At 41.2% G+C, this 427-nt stretch carries 1 protein-coding gene; it reads left to right on the top strand.

The features are described from left to right. Window positions 1-177: 177 nt before the first annotated feature. A partial coding sequence (locus SCRDD08_RS10735; protein ID WP_061423622.1) for a hypothetical protein occupies window positions 178-427 on the top strand: 250 nt, incomplete at its 3' end.

The following is a 427-nucleotide window of genomic DNA, read 5'->3' as shown; positions in this document are numbered from 1 at the left end:
GAGCTGAGCTTTGAGATAGCTTGGAATACTGGAATAGAAGCAGCAACTCTTTCCTCGGCCAACTCATATCAGAAGAAAATGACAAGTATATCAGGTAAATTAAACAAGGCAGCTGATAGAATCGTAGAAATTGACCAAAAAGGTAGCCAGATTTTTGGAGAATTATAGGAGGAGCGTATGATTGAACCAATGATAGAGGATCGAGCGGAAGCAGAACGTATCAAAAAAGAGTATCTGAGGATACAGGAACGTCTAGCTATTCAAGGATTAATCTCAGCCAAAAGAGCCACTCTCCTTGAAGAAAGTCGTCTATTGCAAGAATGGCTTACCAATCAGGCTGAGACAATGAAATCATTCTCATCGGTTCAAGTTCCTGCCGATTTGGAAGGTGCTTTTTCCGGATTAGCAGCCGAATCGATTAAGAATG

Source organism: Streptococcus cristatus (assembly GCF_001578775.1).
GTDB lineage: Bacteria > Bacillota > Bacilli > Lactobacillales > Streptococcaceae > Streptococcus > Streptococcus cristatus_A.
This window is presented reverse-complemented; position numbering and strand designations above follow the sequence as displayed.